This is a genomic window from Nocardiopsis alkaliphila YIM 80379 (genome assembly GCF_000341005.1).
Taxonomy (GTDB): domain Bacteria; phylum Actinomycetota; class Actinomycetes; order Streptosporangiales; family Streptosporangiaceae; genus Nocardiopsis; species Nocardiopsis alkaliphila.
Window position 1 is genome coordinate 13,346 of sequence record NZ_ANBD01000150.1, and the last position, 4,119, is coordinate 17,464.

Genomic DNA, 4,119 nt, shown 5'->3' on the forward strand with positions numbered 1-4,119 from the left:
ATGACGGCGGTGAAACACCTGTTGGACATGAACGCACACCAACGACCGCTAACGGAGTCACTCACATGGCCATCGAGGTCCGTATCCCCACCATCCTGCGCAACCTGACCGACGACGCCAAGGTCGTCGAAGGGTCCGGAGCCGACCTCGGCGAACTCTTCGCCGATCTGGACGGCAAGTACCCCGGCATCGCCGAGCGCTTGGTGGAGGACGGCAAGCTGCGCCGCTTCATCAACGTCTACCTCAACGATGAGGACGTTCGCTTCTCCGGCGGGCTCGAGGCCGAGCTCTCCGACGGTGACAACGTGACGATCCTGCCCGCCGTCGCCGGCGGAAGCCACTAGGGAACCATGCGCTACGACTCCCTACTCGACTCCCTCGGTGGCACGCCGCTGGTCGGCCTACCCCGGCTCTCGCCCTCCCCGCGGGTCCGGCTCTGGGCGAAGCTGGAGGACCGCAATCCCACCGGCTCGATCAAGGACCGCGCCGCGTTCTTCATGATCGAACAGGCGGAGAAGGACGGGCTGCTCACCCCGGGGTGCACGATTTTGGAGCCGACGTCGGGGAACACCGGCATCTCCTTGGCCATGGTCGCCAAACTGCGTGGTTACCGCATGGTCTGTGTCATGCCGGAGAACACCTCCGCGGAGCGCAGACAACTGCTCGCCATGTGGGGTGCCGAGGTCCACTTCTCCGAAGCCGCCGGCGGCTCCAACGAAGCCGTCCGCGTGGCCAAGGAGATGGCCGCGGCCCACCCCGACTGGGTGATGCTGTACCAGTACGGCAACCCCGCCAACGCCCAGGCCCACTACGAGACCACCGGGCCCGAGCTGTTGGCCGACCTGCCGGAGATCACCCACTTCGTGGCGGGCCTGGGAACCACGGGCACCCTCATGGGGGTGGGGCGCTACCTGCGCGAGCACAGGCCCGACGTGCAGATCGTCGCCGCCGAACCGCGCTACGGCGAACTGGTCTACGGGTTGCGCAACATCGATGAAGGGTTCATCCCCGAACTCTACGACGAGTCGGTGCTCACCACCCGGTTCTCCGTGCCCGCCGACGCCGCGCTCAGACGGACCCGGGAGCTCTTGGACGAGGAGGGCATCTTCGCGGGGATCTCGACGGGTGGGGCCCTGCACGCCGCCCTAGGAGTGGCCCGCAAGGCCGAACGTGAGGAGCGCGGCGCCGATATCGCGTTCGTCATCGCCGACGCCGGTTGGAAGTACTTGTCCACCGGCGCGTACGAGGGCACCCTCGAAGAGGCGGAGGAGCGGCTGGAGGGACAGCTCTGGGCCTGAACAGGGCTTTCTTCGATTCCGGGGCCGACCGTTCGGTGGTCGGCCCCGGTTTTGGTCGGGGCCTCTTCCGCTGTCACGAACCTGCCCCTCGTAAATCGGTCATCTTTGGTCAATCGGTGTGAAAAATTCACACGTGATGCACGTCGCCTGAGATGCGGGCCACATTTTGTACCACCCGGGCGGTCATTGGGGTACACCCGTAACTACGGGACATCCGCAGAACCAGCCGCCACCCGCTCTTCTCCGCGCACGGTCACTCGGGAGCCATGAAAGCGGTGCGGCCGACTGAGAAGGCGACGACGACGTGCGACTCACGATTATCGGGTCCTCCGGGAGCTTTCCCGGGCCGGACAGCCCGGCCTCCTGCTACCTGGTCGAGGCCGGTGGATTCCGCCTGCTCCTCGACCTCGGCAACGGTGCCCTCGGTACGCTCCAACGCCACACGGACCTGTACTCCGTCGATGCCGTCTACCTCAGCCACCTGCACACCGACCACTGCGCGGACATGTGCGCCTACTGGGTCGCCCGCATGTACGCCCCTGGGGGAACCAAACCCCGCATCCCCGTCTACGGCCCCCGGGGAGCGGCCGAACGCCTGGCCGACATCTACGGACTGGAGCGCGACCCCGGCATGACCGAGGTCTTCGACTTCCATGAACTCACCCCCGGCGAGTTCCGGATCGGGCCCATGACCGCGCGGGTGGAGCGCGTCAATCATCCGGTCGATGCCTTCGGCATCCGGCTTGAGCACGAGGGTGCCAGCCTCGCCTATTCCGGGGACACCGGTTCCTGTGATTCCCTGATCGAACTGGCGCGCGGTGTCGACCTCTTCCTGTGCGAGGCCGCTTTCCACGATCACGTCGAACACCCCAAGGACATGCACCTCACCGGGAGCGAGGCCGGAGAGCACGCCGCTCGTGCAGGGGTCGGAAAGCTCCTGCTCACCCACCTGGTGCCGTGGAACGATGATGAGGTCACCATGAACGAGGCCCGCTCGACCTTCGACGGGACCATCGAACTGGCCCGGGGCGGACAGGTACATCGGATCGGCGGCTGAGCCGCGCGGGGCACGTGTCGGATATACGCTCGTACCCATGGCCCGACCTGACGGACGCGTTCCGACTCAACTCCGCACTGTGAACATCACCCGCAACTGGCTCCGCCAAGCGGAAGGCTCCGCACTCATCGAATTCGGGGACACCCGGGTGCTCTGTGCCGCCACCGTCGAAGACGGTGTACCGCGGTGGCGCCGAGGGACCGGCGAAGGGTGGGTCACCGCCGAGTACGCCATGCTTCCTCGGGCCACGGACACCCGTGGTGCCCGCGAATCGGTGCGTGGAAAGATCGGCGGCCGCACCCACGAGATCTCCCGACTGATCGGCCGTTCCCTGCGCGCGGTCGTCGACTTCAAGGCGATGGGCGAACACACCATCACCCTGGACTGCGACGTGCTTCAGGCTGATGGCGGCACCCGCACCGCGGCGATCACCGGTGCCTACGTCGCCCTCGCCGACGCGATGAAGTACCTGCGTAAGCGGCGCAAGCTCAAGAACAACCCACTCATCGGCTCCCTCTCAGCGGTGAGCGTCGGCGTGGTGCAGGGACAGCCCCGGCTGGACCTGAACTATCTGGAGGACTCGGTCGCCGACACCGACATGAACGTCGTGATGACCGGAGACGGTAAGTTCATCGAGGTGCAGGGCACCGCGGAGGGGCAGGGTGCCGCCTTCGACCGGGAGCTGCTCAACAAGCTCTTGGACCTGGCCGCCGGTGGTTGCGAGGAACTGACCGCCATCCAGAAGAAGGCCCTGGCCGGGTAGGGGCTCGCCCGAGGAGGCCGAGGAGTAAGTGACCATGAAGCTCGTGTTGGCCACGCGCAACGCCAAGAAGGTGCCAGAGATGCGCGCCATCCTCGCCGACGCCGGCGTGCGGGCCGAGGTGCTGGCGTTGGACTCGTTCCCGGACATACCCGAGGTGCCCGAGACCGAGGCCACATTCGTCGGTAACGCGCGGCTCAAAGCGCGGGCGATCGCCGAGCACACCGGTCTGCCGGCGATCGCCGACGACTCCGGGCTCGCCGTCGACGAGCTACGGGGGATGCCCGGTGTCCTCTCCGCTCGCTGGGCCGGTCGTTTCGGTGCCGGAGACCAAGACCGGGCCAATCTGGACCTGCTCTTGGACCAGCTCTTCGACACCCCGGTGGAACGGCGGGGAGCACGGTTCGTCTGCGCGGCCGTGCTGGTCATGCCGGACGGAACCGAGCGGGTGGCCGAAGGTGTGTTGCGCGGCCACTTGCTGAAGGAGCGGCGCGGGGAGAACGGGTTCGGTTACGACCCGGTGTTCGTCCCGGACGTTCCCCAGGGCGAGACCCGCACCACGGCGCAGATGTCCGCCCAGGAGAAGAACGCCATCAGCCATCGGGGTATCGCCTTCCGAGCTTTGGCCAGGGAACTGGCCGACCTGGTCTGACCGGCCCGTGGGGCGCGGGAGACCCTGTGCCCCACGGGCCCCGACTCGGTGGAACAGAGGGTGGAGAAAAATCTTGCGCACTCACGTTTGGCCGCTGCCGAGCTCGGGGAGGATGGCCTATGCCTGACCAACAAACCCAACCGGCGCTTCGGCACCTGTAGCCACACGCAGGGAAGCAGGAGCCGTAAGCACCAAGGGACGTCGCACCGCAGCCCATCGCGGAACGTCCGACCACACAGGGACTCTCCTCATCGGTCCGGGCGGATTTGACGTCTCCGGAACAGTTACCTAGACTCACTGAGTCACTGCGGGACGGTGAGCGGAACCCCTCGGGTTCGAGCTCGGCACCGGG

Annotated in this window: 5 protein-coding genes; all 5 read left to right on the forward strand. The window is 66.8% G+C overall.

What is annotated here, in order from left to right; translation table 11 throughout:
* Positions 1-65 precede the first annotated feature (65 nt).
* Complete coding sequence (locus D472_RS28885) at positions 66-344, forward strand: MoaD/ThiS family protein (protein ID WP_204366520.1); 279 nt, start codon at positions 66-68, stop codon at positions 342-344.
* Between the two features lie 6 nt (positions 345-350).
* Positions 351-1,298, forward strand: a complete 948-nt coding sequence (locus tag D472_RS0120940) for a PLP-dependent cysteine synthase family protein (RefSeq protein ID WP_017606412.1) — start codon at positions 351-353, stop codon at positions 1,296-1,298.
* A 304-nt stretch (positions 1,299-1,602) separates the two neighbouring features.
* On the forward strand, positions 1,603-2,355 hold the full coding sequence (locus tag D472_RS0120945; RefSeq protein WP_017606413.1) for an MBL fold metallo-hydrolase: 753 nt from the start codon (positions 1,603-1,605) through the stop codon (positions 2,353-2,355).
* A 37-nt stretch (positions 2,356-2,392) separates the two neighbouring features.
* The gene (gene rph / locus D472_RS0120950) at positions 2,393-3,118 is read left to right on the forward strand and encodes a ribonuclease PH (protein ID WP_083903544.1); all 726 of its coding nucleotides are present in this window, start codon (positions 2,393-2,395) and stop codon (positions 3,116-3,118) included.
* 34 nt (positions 3,119-3,152) lie between these two features.
* Positions 3,153-3,767: an RdgB/HAM1 family non-canonical purine NTP pyrophosphatase gene (gene rdgB / locus D472_RS0120955; RefSeq protein WP_017606415.1), complete on the forward strand. Its 615-nt coding sequence runs from the start codon at positions 3,153-3,155 to the stop codon at positions 3,765-3,767.
* Positions 3,768-4,119 lie beyond the last annotated feature (352 nt).